The organism is Pseudomonas sp. PDM09, assembly GCF_014852305.1.
GTDB lineage: Bacteria > Pseudomonadota > Gammaproteobacteria > Pseudomonadales > Pseudomonadaceae > Aquipseudomonas.
The window spans coordinates 791,618-809,795 of sequence record NZ_JACVBI010000001.1 but is presented as its reverse complement, the minus strand read 5'-3'; the positions used below and the strand labels follow the sequence as shown (position 1 = coordinate 809,795).

Below are 18,178 nucleotides of genomic sequence, written 5' to 3'. Positions count from 1 at the left end.
AGTGGCCTGAGCCGCTGCTGGGGCTGGCCCTGTAAAGGCTTCAACCATGGCATCTGTTCATCGACACAGCCACGCCTTCGTTGCCCTGCTATTGGCAGGAGTGCTGGGCGTGGCGTTGTTTTTTTCACTGGCGCCGCGCAATGCAGTCGCCGCCGCTCAAGACCCTGCAGCAGTCACGGTGACTGACTTGTTGGGCCGCGAGGTCAAGGTGCACCTGCCGGTCAGACGGGTGATTCTCGGCGAAGGTCGACAGCTGTACCTGGTCGCCGCGCTGGATACGCAGAACCCGATCGAGCGCATCGTCGGTTGGCGCAAAGACTTGATCCAGTCCGATCCGGACACCTACGGCGCCTACCTGCGCAAATTCCCCGACATCGCAAAGATCCCCACCTTCGGCGGCTTTGAAGACGGCACGTTCGACATCGAGCAAGCGATCTCGCAGCAGCCCGACGTGATCATCCTCAACATCGAAGCCCAACATGCCACTGAAGACGCTCGCTACATCGAGAAACTCGACGCCTTGGGTATTCCAGTGGTCTATGTCGATTTTCGCAACAACCCGATGGACAACACCGAACCGACCATGCGCCTGTTCGGCAAGCTGTTCGGCAAGGAAGCGCGTGCCGAGGCGTTCATCGATTTTCGCAACCAGCAGATCCGCCGCGTTACTGACGTCATCAAGGCCAGTCAAGCGCCGCGCCCGAACGTGTTCATCGAGCGTATCGGCGGTTACACCGACGACTGTTGCCTGAGTTTCGGCAATGAGAACTTCGGTCGTTTCGTCGAGATGGCCGGCGGCAATAACATCGCCAAAGGCATCATTCCGGGCACCTTTGGCCAGTTGAACCCTGAACAGGTGATCGTCGCCAACCCGGATCACGTGGTCGTGACCAGTGCCAACTGGGAAGCCTTCGCGCCCAGTGGGCGTTGGGTCGGCGTCGGCCCGGGCGCCGACCTCACAGAGGCCCGACGCAAACTGGCCTGGTACACCCGGCGCCCGGCATATGCAGGGATCAAGGCTCAGGACACTCAGGCGTTTCATGCGATCTGGCACCAGTTCTACAACAGCCCTTACCAATTCGTGGCCATCCAGCAACTCGCCAAATGGTTTCACCCGACGCTGTTTGCCGACCTTGATCCCGACGCTTCGTTTCGCGAACTGCATGAGCGATTCCTGCCGGTACCGTACGAGTCGGGTTACTTCGTCAGCCTGAAGGAGAGCCGTCAATGAGTTCTCTGGGTGAAGCGCAGATCGTACAGCGCGACACGTATCGCCAACTGGTGCTGCGCAAACGGCTGATCCTCGCGGCATTGGTGGTGTTGCTGGTGGGCAGCGTGTTGCTGGATCTGGCCCTGGGCCCCGCCAGTTACAGCTTGAGCGAAGTGCTTAACGCGCTGTTTTCACCGGACACCGCCTCGGCGCAAGTGCGGGTGGTGATGTGGGAAATCCGTCTGCCGGTGGCGCTGATGGCGGTGGCGGTCGGTGCGGCGTTGTCGCTGGCCGGCGCGCAGATGCAGACCATCCTCAACAACCCTCTCGCCAGTCCTTTCACCTTGGGCATTTCTGCCGCCGCCAGTTTCGGCGCGGCCATGGGCCTGGCCTTCGGCGTGGCGCTGTTCCCGTTGGCGGCGCAGTACATGGTGCCGGTGAATGCCTTCATCATGGCGATGCTTTCCGCCCTGCTGATCCACTTCCTGAGCATGCGCCGCGGCGTGACGGCGGAAACCATCGTACTGCTCGGCATTGCGCTGGTGTTCACCTTTAATGCGCTGCTGGCGCTGGTGCAGTTTTTCGCCACCGAACAAGCCGTCGCGGCGGTGGTGTTCTGGACCATGGGCAGTTTGACCAAAGCCACTTGGCCGAAACTCGGGGTGATCTGCCTGGTGATCCTGATCACCCTGCCGATCTTCGCCAAACGTGCCTGGGCCTTGACTGCCCTGCGTCTGGGCGATGACAAGGCCGCGAGTTTCGGGATCAACGTGCGCAGCCTGCGCTTTCAGACGTTGATCATGGTCAGCCTGCTCGCCTCGTTTCCGGTGGCGTTTGTTGGCACTATCGGTTTTATCGGGCTGGTCGGGCCGCACATCGCACGGATGCTGATCGGCGAAGATCAGCGGTTCTTTTTACCCGCCTCGCTGCTGACCGGTTCGCTGATTCTGTCTGCCAGTTCGGTCGTCAGTAAAACCCTGATCCCGGGTGCGATATTTCCCATAGGCGTGGTCACCTCGCTGATCGGCGTGCCGTTCTTCATATCTCTGATTCTCAGCGGGAAGAAAAACTCATGGTGAAGATCCAGCTTGAGAACCTTGGCGCCCGCTACGGCCAGCGCGAGATCATTTGCGGCGTGACCACCGCGACCTTCACCGGTGGCCAGGTGGTCGCCGTGGTCGGGCCGAACGCGGCGGGCAAGTCGACCCTGTTCAAGCGCATCGCCGGGCTGATCGATGGGCCAGGACAAGTCATTCTGCAAGACTCGAAAAAAGGTTCACAAGGCATCAGCTACATGCCGCAAGGCCTGAATGCCAGCGCCCGTCTGACGGTTTACGAGTCGGTGTTGCTGGCGCGCAAACAACTGACCCCGGGCTGGGTCGTGCACGACGACGAGTTGAGACGGGTGGACGATATCCTCAGCGCACTGGGGATCACCGAACTGTCTTTCCGCAACCTCGGCGAACTCAGTGGCGGCCAGCAACAACTGGTGTCGATTGCACAAACCCTGGTGCGCGAGCCGGAAATCCTGCTGATGGACGAACCGACCAGCGCCCTCGACATGCATCGGCAGGTGCAAGTGCTGAACTTCATGCGTGCACTGGCACGTAAACGCGAGGTGATCGTGTTCATCGCGATCCACGACCTGAATCAGGCCCTGCGCTTTGCCGATCAGGTGCTGGTCATCGCCAACGGCACCAGCCAGGGCAGCGGGCCCAGCGATGAAGTGATCACTGAGCAGATGCTGCGAGAGGTCTACAAAGTCGAAGCGCGGATCGAGAAATGCAGCCGTGCCCAAAGCCACATTCTGATCGACGATATCGTCTGAAACCCGCCGTCAAAGGTCGAAGCGATCGACCGCCCGACGGCGTTCATTGTCGTCGCGCACATCGTAATTGGCCGTGGTCTGGATGTTGCTGTGGTGGGCCAGTTTCTGCGCGATCGACAGGTCGTGCTCTTCAATCACTCGGGTGATGAACGACCGCCTAAAATCGTGCGGCATGATTTTCACCCCGACCTGCGCACCGCGTTGCCGGGCAATGTAGTAGATCGCATGCTTGGTGATGCGCTCGCGGGTAATGTGGCTGCCACGGCGGATGCGGTTGAACAGGAACGGATCATCCGTCTCGCCCTCCTTTAACTGCGAACGCCGCAACTCCAGCCACGCATCCAGTTTGGCGAAGGCCCAGGCTGGCGCGTACTTGATCAGCTGTTTGTTGCCCTTGGCGGTGACGCACAGGCTACGCTCGGTGAAATCCACCTGTGCCAGATCCAGATTCACCGACTCCGATTTGCGCATCCCCGACCCGTACAGAATCCCGATGATTGCCGCATCCCGTAGCCCTTGTGGCCGTGGATCGGCTGCGCAGACCTCCATCAGATCGCGAATCAGGGTGCGCTTGAGGTTGCGCCCCTGGGACAGTCGCGTGCCGGCAATGCCTTTGACCGAACGCATTTTCAGCAGATGCTCCTGACTGATCAGGCTCATGCGCCACGCTTCGTTCATCACCCCGCGCACCGCATTAACGTAGAGCGACGAGGTATTGGGCGCGTAGCCGTCTTCGCGCAAGGTCGCCACCAGTGCAACGACATCTTCGGGCTGCAGTTGATGCCAGGGAATCTCTTCGATGTTCATGTCTTCGAAGTCCAGACGGTCGGCGGCGTCCTGCAATACATAACGCATGGTCAACTGGCTGGACGGTGCCAGACGTGCCAGGTACAGGGTTAACGGGTTGGCTTTGGAAATGCTGGATTCAGTAGCAGGTAAGTCAATCAATGAAACGGCCTTGAAATGAATAAAGTTCAACAAAACAACTAAGCAATGCAACACAAGTCCTATAACGCGGACACATCTGTAAGTCTTTTCCTATAAAAATCGCAATAAACGGCAGAAGTCTGAACAGTGGCTGTATGAGCTTCAGATAAACGATTCGCCTACCGGTTTTTCATGTTCCTTTCACAAAACCGCGCTTAACCTCCATGGATCCGAAATAACACCTTGTAAGCGTCCAACGTGCCGGCCACGACACGAAAAGTCAACCAATGTGATTTGTCACCAGTTCTGGCAACTACTTGATGCAGCTTTCGTTTTTGCGTCTACGCTAATATTGGATCCGATGTTTTCGCCTGTAAGGCTATTCATTTTTCAGCCGCGAGGTGCCCATGAATCAGGCGTTTCTCCCCTTCTCCCGCCCCAGTATCGGCGATGAAGAAATTGCTGCCGTAGAGCAAGTACTGCGCTCCGGCTGGATCACTACCGGGCCGAAAAACCAGCAACTGGAAGAGCACTTCGCCAACTATGTAGGCTGTCGCCATGCCGTCGCATTGTCCTCGGCCACCGGCGGGATGCATATCACGTTACTGGCCTTGGGAATTGGTCCCGGTGACGAAGTCATCACACCGTCCCAGACCTGGGTATCGACCGCCAACATGATCTGCCTGCTCGGCGCGACGCCGGTTTTCGTCGACGTTGACCGCGACACGTTGATGAGCGACCTGGCGAGCATCGACGCGGCAATCACGCCGCGCACCAAGGCGATCATTCCGGTGCATTACGCCGGTGCGGCGTTCGACCTCGATCCGCTCTACGCGCTGGCCGACCAGCACGGGATCGCCGTCATCGAAGACGCGGCCCACGCGGCGGGTACTTTCTATAAAGGTCGTCATGTCGGCGCCCAAGGCACGGCGATCTTCTCGTTCCATGCGATCAAGAACATGACCTGCGCCGAGGGCGCGATGTTCGTCAGTGACGATGAAGCCCTGGCGACTCGAGTGCGCATGCTCAAGTTTCATGGCCTTGGCGTGGATGCCTACGACCGCCTGACCCACGGCCGCAAACCCCAGGCCCAAGTGATGGAGCCTGGCTTCAAGTACAACCTGGCCGACATCAACGCGGCCATTGCCCTGGTGCAACTGGAGCGTCTGGACGCGATCAACGCCAAGCGCACGGAGTTGGCCCGAACCTATTTGCAACGCCTGGAAGGCTTGCCAGTGCAACCGCTGGCCATTCCGGCGTATACGCAGCAGCACGCCTGGCACCTGTTCATTCTGCGTATCGACACCGAACGTTGCGGGCTGGACCGTGAGGCGTTCATGAAAGCCCTGCAAGAACAGAACATCGGTACCGGCATTCACTTCATCGCCACGCACCTGCACACGTACTACCGCCAGCGTTTCCCCGACATCTACCTGCCCAACACCGAATGGAATTCGGCGCGGCTGTGTTCGATTCCGTTGTTCCCCGACATGACCACCGATGATGTCGATCGTGTCGTCGGCGCCATTGAAACCATTCTGGATACAAGCCTGTGAGACCTTACCCAATCCGTTGCGTGTCAATCGTCATTCCGGTCTACAACGAGCAAGACAGCCTGCCCGAGTTGCTCCGGCGCACCGAAGCGGCGTGCCAGCAACTGCACCAGGATTACGAAATTGTGTTGGTCGATGACGGCAGTCGCGACAACTCGGCGCAAATCCTCGAGGACGCTGCCAATCGCGAGTGCAGCCCGGTGGTGGCGGTCATTCTCAACCGTAACTACGGCCAGCACGCAGCGATCATGGCCGGTTTCGAACAGTGCAAAGGTGATGTGGTCATCACCCTCGACGCCGACCTGCAAAACCCGCCGGAAGAAATCCCGCGGCTGGTGGCTCAGGCAGAACTGGGCTACGACGTGGTCGCCACGGTGCGCAATAACCGTCAGGACTCGGCCTTGCGCCGCTGGCCGTCGAAGCTGATCAACCTCGCCGTGCAACGCTCCACCGGCGTTGCCATGAGTGACTACGGCTGCATGCTGCGCGCCTATCGCCGGACCATCGTCGACGCCATGCTCGCCTGCCGCGAACGCAGCACCTTCATCCCGATCCTGGCCAACAGCTTCGCCCGCCACACCACGGAAATTCTGGTGACCCACGCCGAGCGCGAACACGGCGAATCCAAATACAGCTCGATGCGCCTGATCAGCCTGATGTTCGACCTGATCACCTGTATGACCACCACACCGCTGCGATTACTGAGCATCGTCGGCTTCGGCATGGCCGGCCTCGGCCTGCTGTTCGCCGTCATGCTGATCGTCCTGCGCCTGGTCTTCGGCGCCGAGTGGGCCGGCGATGGTCTGTTTGTGCTGTTCGCCGTGCTGTTCGTTTTTACCGGCGGGCAATTCATCGGCATGGGCCTGTTGGGTGAGTACCTGGGCCGCATGTACAGCGACGTCCGGGCGCGTCCACGGTTCTTCATCGAAAAGGTTCTGCGTAGCCCCCCCTCTACCCCTGCTCCCACTGCCATCTCCATAGCCACTGTCGACGGCCTCACTTCCACTTCCGCAGATCAGGTTCTCTCATGAGCGCAAAAGCTGTTGTCTTCGCTTATCACGATATTGGCTGTGCCGGCATCGAAACCCTGCTCAATTCAGGTTACGAGATTGCCGCCGTGTTCACCCATCCCGACGATCCGAAGGAAAACGCGTTCTATGGCTCGGTTGCGCAGCTGTGCGCGCGCAAAGGCATCCCGGTGCACGCCCCGGAAGACGCCAACCATCCGCTGTGGATCGAGCGCATCAGCAAGCTCAACCCCGATTACCTGTTCTCGTTCTACTACCGCAATCTGTTGAGTGAGCCACTGCTGGCCACGGCCAGTAAAGGTGCGTTCAACCTGCATGGCTCGTTGCTGCCGCGCTACCGTGGCCGGGCACCGGCCAACTGGGTGCTGGTCAATGGTGAAACGGAAACCGGCGTGACCCTGCACCGCATGGTCAAGCGTGCCGACGCCGGCGCGATCATCGCCCAGCAACGGGTGGCGATTGAGCGCACCGACACCGCGCTGACCCTGCACGGTAAATTGCGCCTGGCGGCCACCGATCTGTTGCGCGACACCCTCCCCGCGCTGCTTCAGGGCAAAGTCAGCGAAACGCCTCAGGACGAATCCCAAGCCACGGTGTTTGGCCGTCGCACCCCGGCGGACGGCAAACTGCTCTGGAACAAACCGGCTGAAGAGCTGTTCAATCTGGTCCGCGCCGTGACCCAGCCTTACCCGGGCGCGTTCTGCGCGGTGGGTGAGCACAAGCTGATTGTCTGGAGCGCCGACGTGGTCAAGGGCAATGAAGGACTGCTACCGGGCCGGGTCATCAGCGTCGACCCATTGCGTATCGCCTGCGGCGAAGACTCGCTGGTGATCAACGCCGGCCAGCGTAACGACAACGGCCTGTACCTGAGCGGCCCGCAACTGGCCAACGAACTGGGGCTGGTCGATGGCTCGGTGCTGCGCGGCGCCGAATCGGGCCGTGCACCGCGTCGCACCCGGGTCCTGATCCTCGGCGTCAACGGTTTCATCGGCAATCACCTGTCCGAACGTCTGCTGCGTGACGACCGCTATGAAGTGTACGGCCTGGACATCGGCTCGGACGCCATCGAGCGCCTGCGCAGCCATCCGAACTTCCACTTCGTCGAAGGCGACATCAGCATCCATTCGGAGTGGATCGAGTACCACATCAAGAAGTGCGACGTGGTTCTGCCACTGGTGGCGATTGCCACGCCGATCGAATACACCCGCAATCCGCTGCGGGTGTTCGAACTGGACTTCGAAGAGAACCTGAAACTGGTTCGCTACTGCGTCAAGTACAACAAGCGCGTGATCTTCCCGTCGACCTCCGAAGTCTATGGCATGTGCCAGGATGGCAACTTCGACGAAGACAGCTCCAACCTCGTGGTCGGCCCGATCAACAAGCAACGCTGGATCTACTCGATCTCCAAGCAGTTGCTCGACCGAGTGATCTGGGCTTACGGCCAGAAAGGCCTGAATTTCACCCTGTTCCGCCCTTTCAACTGGATGGGCCCGCGCCTGGACCGTCTGGACTCGGCACGCATCGGCAGTTCCCGGGCCATTACCCAACTGATCCTGAACCTGGTGGAAGGCACACCGATTCGCCTGTTCGATGGCGGCGAGCAAAAACGCTGCTTCACCGACATCGCCGATGGCGTCGAAGCCCTGGCGCGGATCATCGACAACGAGAACGACGTCTGCAACGGCCAGATCATCAACATCGGTAACCCGGATAACGAGGCCAGCATTCGTCAGTTGGGCGAAGAACTGCTGCGTCAGTTCGAGGCGCACCCGCTGCGCGCCAACTTCCCGCCATTCGCCGGATTCCGCGATATCGAAAGCAAAGCCTTCTATGGCACTGGCTATCAGGACGTGTCTCATCGCAAACCGAGCATCGCCAACGCCAAACGTCTGCTTGACTGGAGACCAACAGTCGAGATGAGCGAAACCATCGGCAACACGCTGGACTTCTTCCTGCGTGAAGCCATGCTCGAAGTCGCTCAGCGATCTACAGAAGAATCATGCTGATGCAGGCAGGCCTACGAATCGATGTCGACACTTACCGAGGCACCCGTGAGGGGGTGCCGCATCTGCTGGACATGCTCGATGAGGCTCAGGTCAAGGCGACGTTTTTCTTCAGCGTCGGGCCGGACAACATGGGGCGCCACCTATGGCGCCTGATCCGTCCGCAGTTCCTCTGGAAGATGCTGCGTTCCAACGCCGCCGGCCTGTATGGCTGGGACATTTTGCTGGCCGGCACCGCGTGGCCGGGCAAACCGATCGGCCGCGACCTCGGGCACCTGATGCGTCAGACCCTGGCGGCAGGGCATGAAGTCGGCCTGCACGCCTGGGATCACCACGGCTGGCAGGCCAATGCCGGGCGCTGGAGCGAGGCGCAGTTGATCGAGCAGATTCGCCGTGGCGTCGACAGCCTCAGCGATATTCTCGGGCAAAAGGTCGAGTGCTCGGCGTCTGCCGGTTGGCGGGCGGACGAGCGTGTGATCGAGGCCAAGCAGGGTTTCGGCTTTCGCTACAACAGCGATTGTCGGGGCCAGCGCCTGTTCCGGCCGACGCTGGCCGATGGCAGTCCGGGGACACCGCAGATTCCGGTGGACCTGCCGACCTTCGATGAGGTGGTCGGCCCGAACGTCGCCGCCAAGGACTTCAACGCGTTCATTCTTGAGCGGTTCACCCCGCAAGCACTCAACGTCTACACGATCCATGCCGAAGTAGAAGGGATTCTAATGGCCAACGATTTCCGTCAACTGCTGGCCGATGCGCGCCGGCAGGACATTCATTTCCAACCCCTGGGCGACCTGCTGCCCGAGGCACCCGCCACTTTGCCCATGGGTCATGTCGCGCGCGGAACCCTCGAGGGCCGTGAAGGCTGGCTCGGGGTACAAGGCGTATGAGCAAACGCTGGGCACTGCCGTTTTTGCTGGTCGTTCTGGCGTTGGCGTACTTGCTGCCGCTGGGCACCCACGGTTTATGGATTCCCGATGAAACCCGTTACGCCCAGATCAGCCAGGACATGCTCCTGAGCGGTAACTGGGTGTCGCCACACTTCATGAGCCTGCGTTACTTCGAAAAGCCAGTGGCCGGTTATTGGATGATCGCCATTGGCCAAGCGCTGTTTGGCGACAACCTGTTTGGTGTGCGTATCGCCTCAGTGCTGAGCACCGGGCTGAGCGTGTTGCTGTGTTACCTGATCGCCCGCCGGCTGTGGAACGAACCGCGCAAAAGCTTCGCCTGCGCGCTGCTGTACATGAGTTTTACCATCGTCGCCGGGCAAGCCGGCTACGCCAACCTCGATCCGCAATTCACCTTCTGGGTCAATCTGAGTCTGGTGGCTTTGTGGTTTGCGCTGGACAGCGTCAGCCGTGGCCGGCGTCTGCTCGGTTGGGCGGTTCTGGGGCTGGCCTGCGGCATGGGCTTCATGACCAAGGGGTTTCTCGCCTGGCTGCTGCCGGTGCTGATCGCCCTGCCCTGGATGCTCTGGCAAAAACGCTGGCGGGAGCTGCTGACTTACGGCCCGGTGGCGATTGCCGTGGCCATCGCGGTGAGCCTGCCGTGGGCCTTGGCGGTGCACGCGCAGGAACCCGATTACTGGCGGTTCTTCTTCTGGCACGAACACATTCGCCGTTTCGCCGGGGATGACGCCCAGCATGACGCACCGTGGTGGTTCTATTTGCCGCTGCTGGTGGCGTTCAGTCTGCCGTGGGCGGCGTTGCTGCCGTCGGCACTGAAACAGGCGTGGCAGACCCGGCATCAGGCGGGCATTGCTTTCCTGTTGCTGTGGCTGCTGATGCCGTTGACGTTTTTCAGCCTGAGCAACGGCAAATTGCCGACCTACATCTTGCCCTGCCTGCTGCCCCTGGCGCTGTTGCTGGGCCATGCACTGGCAGACCGTCTGAAGCTGGAAAAGGGCCGGGTACTGGGGATCAATGGCCTGCTGAACCTGACGCTGGGCCTGATCATCCTGATTGCGCTGATCTATCTGCAACTAAAAAAACCGCTGTACAACCATGAACTGCACAACCTCGTTCTGGTGTTCATCGGCTTGACCGGCTGGATCATGGCCAACCTGCTGCAAGCGTTCCGCCCGTTGCAATGCTGGGCGGCACCGGCCTTTGGCAGTTTGCTGCTGATCGGTGTGCTGCCGGCCGGACTGCCCGACTCGGTGGTGGCGAACAAGATGCCTGACCAGTTCATCCTCGAGCACGCCGAGGAACTGGCGCAGACCGGCAAGTTACTGAGCAATGACCTGGGCGCCGCTGCAGCCCTGGCCTGGCGCCTGAAACGCCCCGACGTGGCGTTATACAACACGATAGGCGAATTGAAATATGGCCTCGCCTATCCTGATTCAGTGAAGCAGCGAGTCGACCTGGACAAGGTGCAACAGTGGATGCGCGAAGCCCGCCAGAGTGGTTCGGTCGGCGTGGTGATGCGGGTCAAGGGCGATGGCGAGCTGCAAGAAATCGAACGACTGCCCAAGGATGGCAAACGTTATGAACAAGGCAACCTGGTGATTCTGATCTTTCCTCAGGGGGCGCCATGAGCCTGCTGCTCGTATTGGCTGCCTGCCTGCTGACCTGCCTGGGCCAAATCGCCCAGAAATACGCCGTGGAAAGTTGGCGCGGCAAGACGTCGGGCTGGGGCGAGAAACTGCGCTCGCCGTGGCTGTGGCTGGCGCTCGCCTCTCTGGGCTTGGGCTTGCTGGTCTGGCTGCTGGTGTTGCAGCGCCTCGAAGTCGGCGTCGCCTATCCCATGCTCAGCCTGAATTTTGTGTTGATCACACTGGTCGCCCGCTTCGTCTTTCATGAAACCATCGACCGCCGTCACTGGCTGGGCGTGGCGCTGGTAATCGCTGGCGTGGCGCTGCTGGGGCAACACGCATGAGCCTGCGTCGCGGACTCGCCTTCGCCTTGGGCAGCGTGCTGCTGGGCAGCGCCGCGCAGTTGGGTATGCGCTGGAGCATGACCCGCCTGCCCCATCCCGAACAATTGATATCCGCCTTGAGCAACGGCAGCGTCGATGTGTCCGCCGTAGTCGTCGTGCTGGCCGCCATTCTCGCCTATGCCGTGTCGATGCTTACCTGGCTCGCCGCCCTGCGGGACTTGCCCCTGGGTAGGGCTTATTCGCTGCTGAGCATCAGCTACGCGCTGGTGTATGTGCTGGCCGCCAGCCTGCCGTTGTTCAACGAAACCTTCAGTCTTTCGAAAACCCTCGGGGTGGCGCTGGTCATTCTCGGTGTCATCACCATCAACTCTCGACCTGCTCACGTGCCCACTATCAGGAGAGCTCTATGAAAATCAGTGTATTTGGTAGCGGTTATGTTGGCCTGGTGCAAGCTGCCGTCCTGGCTGAAGTCGGCCACGACGTGGTGTGCATGGACATTGACGAGAAGAAAGTCGCGTTGCTGCAACAAGGCCACGTCAGCATCTTCGAACCGGGGCTGGCCAGCCTGGTGCGTGAGAGCCTGGAAGCCAAACGGCTGCAGTTCACCACCGACGAAAAACTCGCGGTGCAGCATGGCCAGGTATTGTTCATCGCCGTCGGCACGCCGTCCCGGGAGGATGGTTCGGCGGACCTGCGCTACGTGCTGTCGGTGGGTGAAGCGGTGGCGCGTCACCGTGAACAATCGGTGATTCTGGTGGAGAAATCCACGGTGCCGGTGGGCACGGGCGATACCCTGCGCGCGCATATCGAAAAGTGCCTGCTCAAGGTCGGTCGGCTGCTGCAGTTCGATATCGTCTCCAACCCCGAGTTTCTCAAGGAAGGTTCGGCCGTGGCCGATTGCCGGCGCCCGGACCGCATCATCATCGGCTGTGAGCGCGATGACGTGCGCGATGTGATGCGCGATCTCTACGCCCCGTTCAATCGCAACCATGACCGCATCATGTTCATGGACCTGCGCAGCGCCGAGCTGACCAAATACGCCGCCAACTGCATGCTGGCAACCAAGATCAGTTTCATCAACCAGATCGCCGAGCTGGCCGAACACCTGGGCGCCGACATCGAATCGGTGCGGCTGGGCATCGGCGCCGATTCACGCATCGGTTATCACTTCATCTATCCCGGCTGCGGTTACGGTGGCTCGTGTTTCCCCAAGGACATGCGCGCGCTGATTCACAGTGCCGAAGAAGCCCATTGCAACAGCGACCTGCTGCAAGCGGTGGAAGCCATCAACGAGCGGCAGAAACACAAACTGTTCGAACGCATCAACGCCTTCTACAAGGGCGATTTGCGCGACAAGACCTTCGCTGTGTGGGGCCTGGCCTTCAAGCCCAACACCGACGACATGCGCGATGCGCCGAGCCGGGTGCTGCTCGAATCGCTGTGGGCCGCCGGGGCCAATGTACGAGCGTTCGACCCGGAAGCCATGCAGGAAACCCAACATCTTTACCCGGACGAATCTAAGCTGATGCTCATGGGCACACCAGAATCGGTTCTTACCGGGGCCGACGCACTGATCATCTGCACCGAATGGCAGCAATTCAAGGCGCCGGACTTCGATCTGATCCAGCAACGGCTTAACGCTCCGGTGATCTTCGACGGGCGCAACCTGTACGACGCCGAACGCCTGGCCCGCAGTGGCTTCCTGTACTTCCCGATGGGCCGTGGCGAATCACGCAACCTGCCGATTCCCCATCAGCAATGGCCAGCGGCCTCGGTCGTGGCGTGACGCGCCCATCTTCCAGCCCCCCTTTGTGAGCTGCCGAAGGCTGCGATCTTTTGGCGGCTTTGAAATTGCTGAAGATCAAGATCAAAGGATCGCAGTCTGCGGCAGCTCCTACATGAACTCGGTGTACGCAGTCTTGTCCTGGGCGCTGGCCGCAAGTTGCTGTTAACGGCACTGGTAGACGAGAACTCCACGGTCTGACTTTGACTACGTTTCGCGACTTGCCCTGGAATGAATCGTTTTATCGGCAACTCGGTTTTGAAACTTTGAGCCTGGCTGAAATCGGCCCGCGTTTAACGGCGGTGTTGAACAATGAAAGCAACCACGGTTTTCCGGGGGAGCGACGCTGTGCGATGCGCTTGACGCGGCGTTAGCGTCAAACCGACGCCTTCAAATCCACCCCCAACGCTTGGGCAAACGCCTTTACCAGCGGACTGCGCACAGTGTTGTGACGCAGGATCAAATTGAACGGCGTGACGATGTTGATCAGGTCCGGCCGCACCGCCCGAAACTGTCCCTGAGCCACCAGGGTTGCCGCGTAATGCTCGGGCAGAAAACCCACGAAACGGCCGGTCTTGACCAGCAGCGCCACGGCTTCCACTTGAGTTGCCGACGCAGAAAAGCTGTCGTAGCGGGCAAAATTCAGTTTGTCTCGATGGATCGCGTAACGGTGGTTGATGCACTCGTAATCCTGCAGCACATTGCTGCCCATCTCCGCCTCCAGCACTGAGAACAGCGGATGGCCGACGGCGCAATACACGTACGAGCGTTCTTCATAAAGCGGGAAGTAATCGAACTCCTCTCTTTTCTGATAAACCGGCACGATCCCGGCCACTAACCGCCCCTCGACGACGCCTCTTTCTACCTCATCTAACTGAGACGCTTGAAGTTGAAACCTTACTTTTGGCGACTCTTCATTTATTTTTCTAAGCGCCGCAACTAACGGTGAATTATCGTCGGTGATCGTATTATCAATAACACCCACCCCAAGATCGCCAATAAGTTCATTCTGCGCCGAACTAAGCCGGTCTCGAAAGTTGTCGACGGAGGCAAACAAATCGATTGATGCCTGGTACACCAGGCGCCCTTCTTCGGTCAGGTGAAACCCTTCCCGCCCTCGGGTGCACAGGCGCATGCCGATGCGAATCTCGAGGTCGGAGATCTGTTTGCTGATGGCCGCCAGGCCCACATTCAGCTCATTCTGCGCCGCACTGAAGCCACCCGCCTCGACCACAGCCTTGAATACTTTGAGCAGTTTGAAGTCCAGACCGCTGAGGGCCAGCGGTGCCCGATGTAGCGTTTTTGGCGGCGGGTTTCCGGAATTGGAAAGTGGGGTTTCCATAATGCTTATTTACCTCTGGCGCCCTATTCAACAATCTGTGCCCAACAACAAAAACAGTGCTGGCTAATAATAATGAACACAGAAAACAAGGCTTGGCAACCGTTAATAAATCCCGTCGATCAGTGCCAACTCACTGATTTCGAACTATTAAAAGCTGACACTTCGATCAGCTCTCGCCATTTAGCAACTGCGCTTTTCCCCTGCCCTTGAATTTGATTGAGCCGAACCACGCCCGAATGATTTTCGGCGGGTGTTCCAGGCTCTGCACACTGATGATCTGTAGGAGCGAGGCTTGCCCGCGAAGCTCTTCGGCCTCACACCAGATTAATTTTTAACTTCCGAGCAACGACGAGGAAAAACAACAATGTCTCAAACCACCGACCGTCTCTGGGGTGCCCGCTTCAAGAGCGGCCCGTCCGAAGCCCTGGCGGCCCTGTCCCGTTGTCCCGAGCGCTACTTTCGCCTTACCCCGTACGACCTCGCCGGATCCAAGGCGCATGCCCGGGAATTGCAGCGCGCAGGGCTTCTGAGCGAGCAGGAAACCCAGACCATGCTCGACGCCCTGGAGCGTATCGGTGATGACTTCCGTGCCGGTAGCATCGCGCCGACGCTGGATGACGAAGACGTCCACACGTTCATCGAGCGCCTGCTGACCGAACGCCTCGGCGCACTGGGCGGCAAGCTGCGCGCCGGCCGCTCGCGCAACGACCAGACCGCCAATGACCTGCGGCTGTTCCTGCGTGATCACGTGCGCACCCTGGCCGTCGAAGTGCTGGCCTTGCAACAAGCGCTGGTGGATCAGGCCGAGCAACACATCGAGAGCATCTGCCCTGGGTTCACCCACTTGCAACAGGCCCAGCCAATCGTCTTTGCTCACCACTTGCTGGCCCACGCCCAATCGATGCTGCGTGACGTGCAGCGCCTGGTGGATTGGGATGTGCGCACCTCGCTGTCGCCACTCGGCGCGGCGGCCATGGCCGGTTCCGCCATTGCTCGCCTGCCGCAGCAGTCGGCCAAGGAAATGGGCTACAGCGGCGTGTGCGAAAACTCCATTGACGCCGTTGCCAGCCGCGATCACGTTGCCGAGTTCCTGTTCATTGCCAGCATGCTGGGGATCAACATTTCCCGCCTCGCCGAAGAGTTCTGCCTGTGGTCGTCGCGGCAATTTCGCTGGGTCGCGCTGGACGATGCCTACGCCACCGGCAGTTCGATCATGCCGCAGAAGAAAAACCCGGACATCGCCGAACTGGCCCGGGGCAAGGCTGGCCGCCTGATCGGTAACCTGACCGGTTTGCTGTCGACCCTCAAATCCCTGCCGCTGTCGTACAACCGCGACTTGAGTGAGGACAAGAACGGCGTGCTCGACAGCGTCGACACCCTGCTGCTGGTGCTGCCGGCCATGGCCGGAATGGTCGCGACGATGAAGGTCAACGTCGAAGAACTGCGTCGTCAGGCCCCGCTGGGTTTCACCCTCGCTACCGAAGTGGCCGACTGGCTGGCAGTGCGCGGCGTGCCGTTCAAGGAAGCTCACGAAATCACCGGTGCACTGGTCCAGGCCTGTGAGAAACATGAGATCGAATTGTGGGAAGCATCTCCGGCGCTGCTGGCCGAGATCGATTCGCGCCTCAAACCTGAAGTGCGCGACAGCCTGACGCTGGAAGCCGCCATCGCCGCCCGCAGCGGCTGGGGCGGCACCGCGCCGCAACAGGTGCGCGAGCAGATCGGCCGTTTGAAAACCGCCCTCGCCGCCCAGCAGCAATGGACCGAGAACTATCAGGGTTTCCGGCTCTGAAGCAGGACACAAAACCTGTGGGAGCGGGCTTGCTCGCGAAGGGGCCGTGTCAGTCGCCATTTATGTTGAATGACACACCGCATTCGCGAGCAAGCCCGCTCCCACAGGGGATTGTGGTTGGCCTGAATTACCAAGCGTACGGAGAAACAACATGAGCCAGACTCAGGCAGAACGACTCCAGGCGGAGCGCAAACTGGCGGAAAACCAGTTCGATATCACCCAGTACCAGCATGTGCCACGGCGTTACTACGGGCGGATTTTCTTCGCCACGGTGATCGTGATTGCAATTATCGGTCTGGTACGGGCCTTCGCCGAAGGCAAGATCGAATGGTCGTACATCGGCCAGTTCCTTACCTCACAGGCCATTATGTGGGGCCTGCTCAACACCATCGTCATGGCGGTGCTGGCGATGGCGCTGGGCATCGTGTTCGGGGTGATCACCGCCATCATGCGCATGTCGGCCAACCCGATCCTGCGCTATGTGGCGCTGACCTACACCTGGCTGTTTCGCGGCACGCCGCTGATTCTGCAACTGCTGCTGTGGTTCAACCTGGCACTGATTTTCCCCACCATCGGCATCCCCGGCCTGTTCGAAATGGACACCGTGAGCCTGATGACACCGTTCGTGGCCGCCCTCCTCGGTTTGAGCATCAACCAGGGCGCCTACACCGCCGAAGTGGTGCGCGCCGGCCTGCTCTCGGTGGACACCGGGCAGTACGAAGCCGCCAAGTCGATCGGTATGCCACGCCTGCAAGCCCTGCGCCGGATCATCCTGCCCCAGGCCATGCGGATCATCATTCCGCCGGTGGGTAACGAGTTCATCGGCATGGTGAAAATGACCTCCCTGGCGAGTGTCATCCAGTACTCGGAACTGCTCTACAACGCCCAGAACATCTACTACGCCAACGCCCGCGTGATGGAGCTGCTGATCGTCGCCGGTATCTGGTACCTGGCCACCGTCACTGTTCTGTCCTTTGGTCAAAGCCGTCTGGAGCGTCGTTTCGCTCGCGGCGCCGGCAAGCGTTCTTGAGGAGTTCAACATGAGAAGCATCGTCAAGGCCGTGAGCCTGAACAAGTACTACGACCATTTCCACGCACTCAAGGACATCAACATCGAGGTCGAGCAAGGCGAAGTGCTGTGCATCATCGGCCCGTCCGGCTCTGGCAAGAGCACCCTGTTGCGCTGCGTGAATCAGCTGGAAAAAATCGACAAGGGCGGCCTGTGGGTCGACGGCGAACTGGTGGGTTACCGCATCGTCGGCAACAAGCTGCACGAACTCAACGAGTCGCAGATCGCCCGTCAGCGCCTGGCCACCGGCATGGTGTTCCAGCGCTTCAACCTGTTCCCGCACATGACTGTGCTGCAAAACATCATCGAAGGGCCGTGCCAGGTGCTCAAGCGTTCACCCAAAGAAGCGCACGAAGAAGCCTTGGAATTGCTCGCTCGCGTCGGCCTGGCCGACAAGCGCAACAGCTACCCGATCGAACTGTCGGGTGGTCAGCAACAACGAGTGGCGATTGCCCGCGCGTTGGCCATGCGCCCCAAGCTGATGCTGTTCGATGAACCCACTTCGGCACTCGACCCGGAACTGGTCGGAGAGGTGCTGTCGGTGATGCGCGATCTGGCGCAGACCGGCATGACCATGATCGTCGTCACCCATGAACTGGGCTTCGCTCGCGAGGTTTCCAACCGCATGGTGTTCATGGACGAAGGACAGATCGTGGAGGCTGGAAGCCCCGAAGAAATACTAATAAGTCCACAAAACCCACGCACCCAAAGCTTCATTTCTGCCGTTCGAACCTAAGCGCCAGCCTCGGAAACCAAGAGCTGCGTAATA

At 60.0% G+C, this 18,178-nt stretch carries 16 protein-coding genes; 14 read left to right on the top strand and 2 right to left on the bottom strand.

Annotation, left to right across the window (positions count from 1 at the left end):
* Window positions 1-46: 46 nt before the first annotated feature.
* The 3 genes from IB250_RS03595 to IB250_RS03585 are packed head-to-tail and all read left to right on the top strand — an operon-like array spanning window position 47 to window position 3,038.
* The gene (locus tag IB250_RS03595; protein WP_192343002.1) at window positions 47-1,231 is read left to right on the top strand and encodes an ABC transporter substrate-binding protein; all 1,185 of its coding nucleotides are present in this window, start codon (window positions 47-49) and stop codon (window positions 1,229-1,231) included.
* The gene (locus IB250_RS03590) at window positions 1,228-2,289 is read left to right on the top strand and encodes a FecCD family ABC transporter permease (protein WP_192343001.1); all 1,062 of its coding nucleotides are present in this window, start codon (window positions 1,228-1,230) and stop codon (window positions 2,287-2,289) included. Before IB250_RS03595 ends, IB250_RS03590 begins: the two co-directional genes overlap by 4 nt.
* Window positions 2,283-3,038: an ABC transporter ATP-binding protein gene (locus tag IB250_RS03585; RefSeq protein WP_192343000.1), complete on the top strand. Its 756-nt coding sequence runs from the start codon at window positions 2,283-2,285 to the stop codon at window positions 3,036-3,038. Before IB250_RS03590 ends, IB250_RS03585 begins: the two co-directional genes overlap by 7 nt.
* Window positions 3,039-3,047: 9 nt before the next feature.
* On the opposite strand, the gene xerC is transcribed toward IB250_RS03585, so the two are convergent.
* Window positions 3,048-3,986, bottom strand: coding sequence for a tyrosine recombinase XerC (xerC, locus tag IB250_RS03580; protein WP_371317105.1), 939 nt, complete (start codon window positions 3,984-3,986; stop codon window positions 3,048-3,050).
* Window positions 3,987-4,372: 386 nt separating this feature from the next.
* On the opposite strand from xerC, the gene arnB reads away from it, so the two are divergent.
* Genes arnB through IB250_RS03540 form a run of 8 tightly spaced genes read left to right on the top strand, consistent with a single transcriptional unit; the run spans window position 4,373 to window position 13,209 of the window.
* Entirely contained in the window at window positions 4,373-5,521 is a 1,149-nt protein-coding gene (arnB, locus tag IB250_RS03575; protein ID WP_192342999.1) for a UDP-4-amino-4-deoxy-L-arabinose aminotransferase, read from the top strand.
* The gene (arnC, locus tag IB250_RS03570; RefSeq protein ID WP_192342998.1) at window positions 5,518-6,549 is read left to right on the top strand and encodes an undecaprenyl-phosphate 4-deoxy-4-formamido-L-arabinose transferase; all 1,032 of its coding nucleotides are present in this window, start codon (window positions 5,518-5,520) and stop codon (window positions 6,547-6,549) included. The genes arnB and arnC overlap by 4 nt, the downstream gene beginning before the upstream one ends.
* On the top strand, window positions 6,546-8,552 hold the full coding sequence (gene arnA / locus IB250_RS03565; RefSeq protein WP_192342997.1) for a bifunctional UDP-4-amino-4-deoxy-L-arabinose formyltransferase/UDP-glucuronic acid oxidase ArnA: 2,007 nt from the start codon (window positions 6,546-6,548) through the stop codon (window positions 8,550-8,552). The genes arnC and arnA overlap by 4 nt, the downstream gene beginning before the upstream one ends.
* Window positions 8,552-9,436: a 4-deoxy-4-formamido-L-arabinose-phosphoundecaprenol deformylase gene (gene arnD / locus IB250_RS03560; protein WP_192343201.1), complete on the top strand. Its 885-nt coding sequence runs from the start codon at window positions 8,552-8,554 to the stop codon at window positions 9,434-9,436. The genes arnA and arnD overlap by 1 nt, the downstream gene beginning before the upstream one ends.
* Window positions 9,433-11,082 (top strand): lipid IV(A) 4-amino-4-deoxy-L-arabinosyltransferase, encoded by a 1,650-nt coding sequence (gene arnT / locus IB250_RS03555; protein WP_192342996.1) that lies wholly within the window; start codon window positions 9,433-9,435, stop codon window positions 11,080-11,082. The genes arnD and arnT overlap by 4 nt, the downstream gene beginning before the upstream one ends.
* Complete coding sequence (arnE, locus tag IB250_RS03550) at window positions 11,079-11,423, top strand: 4-amino-4-deoxy-L-arabinose-phosphoundecaprenol flippase subunit ArnE (protein WP_008072369.1); 345 nt, start codon at window positions 11,079-11,081, stop codon at window positions 11,421-11,423. Before arnT ends, arnE begins: the two co-directional genes overlap by 4 nt.
* Window positions 11,420-11,833, top strand: a complete 414-nt coding sequence (gene arnF, locus IB250_RS03545; RefSeq protein ID WP_192342995.1) for a 4-amino-4-deoxy-L-arabinose-phosphoundecaprenol flippase subunit ArnF — start codon at window positions 11,420-11,422, stop codon at window positions 11,831-11,833. Before arnE ends, arnF begins: the two co-directional genes overlap by 4 nt.
* On the top strand, window positions 11,830-13,209 hold the full coding sequence (locus IB250_RS03540; RefSeq protein ID WP_192342994.1) for a UDP-glucose dehydrogenase family protein: 1,380 nt from the start codon (window positions 11,830-11,832) through the stop codon (window positions 13,207-13,209). Before arnF ends, IB250_RS03540 begins: the two co-directional genes overlap by 4 nt.
* Before the next feature lie 373 nt (window positions 13,210-13,582).
* On the opposite strand, the gene IB250_RS03535 is transcribed toward IB250_RS03540, so the two are convergent.
* Entirely contained in the window at window positions 13,583-14,548 is a 966-nt protein-coding gene (locus tag IB250_RS03535; RefSeq protein ID WP_192342993.1) for a LysR family transcriptional regulator, read from the bottom strand.
* A gap of 364 nt (window positions 14,549-14,912) precedes the next feature.
* Between IB250_RS03535 and argH the strand changes: the two genes are divergently transcribed.
* The 3 genes from argH to IB250_RS03520 all read left to right on the top strand — a co-directional run bounded on the left by argH (window position 14,913) and on the right by IB250_RS03520 (window position 18,145).
* A complete protein-coding gene (argH, locus tag IB250_RS03530) occupies window positions 14,913-16,340 on the top strand; it encodes an argininosuccinate lyase (protein ID WP_063343604.1) in 1,428 nt (475 codons plus the stop codon).
* A 151-nt stretch (window positions 16,341-16,491) separates the two neighbouring features.
* Window positions 16,492-17,370, top strand: a complete 879-nt coding sequence (locus tag IB250_RS03525) for an amino acid ABC transporter permease (protein ID WP_105346141.1) — start codon at window positions 16,492-16,494, stop codon at window positions 17,368-17,370.
* Between the two features lie 10 nt (window positions 17,371-17,380).
* Window positions 17,381-18,145, top strand: coding sequence for an amino acid ABC transporter ATP-binding protein (locus IB250_RS03520; RefSeq protein ID WP_007900205.1), 765 nt, complete (start codon window positions 17,381-17,383; stop codon window positions 18,143-18,145).
* The last annotated feature ends 33 nt before the right edge of the window (window positions 18,146-18,178 follow it).